Source organism: Anabaena sp. AL93, assembly GCF_001672085.1.
In the GTDB taxonomy this organism is placed as follows: Bacteria; Cyanobacteriota; Cyanobacteriia; order Cyanobacteriales; family Nostocaceae; genus Dolichospermum; species Dolichospermum heterosporum.
In genome coordinates this window covers 1-1,031 of record NZ_LJOU01000217.1, presented here as the reverse complement: position 1 = coordinate 1,031, position 1,031 = coordinate 1, and the positions used below count along the sequence as shown (strand labels likewise).

At 34.7% G+C, this 1,031-nt stretch carries 3 protein-coding genes; all 3 read right to left on the bottom strand.

Annotated features, from left to right (window positions below):
* On the bottom strand, positions 1–318 hold a 318-nt coding region (locus tag AN486_RS26580), incomplete at its 3' end, for a DUF2887 domain-containing protein (protein WP_290603062.1).
* On the bottom strand, positions 315–473 hold the full coding sequence (locus AN486_RS26575) for an Rpn family recombination-promoting nuclease/putative transposase (RefSeq protein ID WP_234413188.1): 159 nt from the start codon (positions 471–473) through the stop codon (positions 315–317). The genes AN486_RS26580 and AN486_RS26575, both read right to left, overlap by 4 nt.
* A 25-nt stretch (positions 474–498) precedes the next feature.
* Positions 499–1,031: DUF4351 domain-containing protein (locus AN486_RS26570; RefSeq protein ID WP_290603061.1), on the bottom strand; the 533-nt coding region annotated here is incomplete at its 5' end.

Genomic DNA, 1,031 nt, shown 5'->3' with positions numbered 1-1,031 from the left:
TCTACCTTCCTGTCTACCTTCCTGCTTTGCTTCTTGATATACCCTTGTTTGCTTAATATCACTCACTAAAAACATTGCTTCTATCTCCTGACGGCTTAATTGTGAAAATTTGGACAATAAAACAGTCTCCAACAATTCTATAATACCTTGTTTTTCTCTGTCATTCTCAACTTCTGTCTTAGTTCTGTCCAAGAGAGTTTTAACTAATTCCGGTGCTTGTACTTCCTTGCTGACAATTAACTCAATTAACCCCATACCAATTGAACCCGGTGGTAATTCATCTAAATAAATTCGTTTAATTCTCCCACTATTAATCATGCCATAAAAATTCCATCAAATCGAAATGCCTTTTCTTTCACTTCCACAGAAGTAAATTTATAATCTGTGGCGTTTTCTGTGGGTTCACCCAGAATTTCAAATAATAGAGTGTGAAAAGTGAGGAAGATTTGGTAGAATATCGTGTCTGTGTGCATTATTCCTGATTTTGATATTTCTTAATTACTTGGTTATCTCAGATTTTAACCATGTTTCCAAGTCATTAATATCTGTAAAATCTAATAATGCTTCTCCCAACTTTTCCAGTTGTTCTATGTTCAGACTGTTGATATTTTCGATGTAAATATCTTTTAACTTTCCAAATCTTTTTGATAACTGGCGTATTAATAAAATCATCTCACCATTCTGCCTACCTTCTTCTCTACCTTCTTCTCTACCTTCTTCTCTACCTTCCTGTCTACCTTCCTGTCTACCTTCCTGCTTTGCTTCTTGATATACCCTTGTTTGCTTAATATCACTCACTAAAAACATTGCTTCTATCTCCTGACGGCTTAATTGTGAAAATTTGGACAATAAAACAGTCTCCAACAATTCTATAATACCTTGTTTTTCTCTGTCATTCTCAACTTCTGTCTTAGTTCTGTCCAAGAGAGTTTTAACTAATTCCGGTGCTTGTACTTCCTTGCTGACAATTAACTCAATTAACCCCATACCAATTGAACCCGGTGGTAATTCATCTAAATAAATTCGTTTAA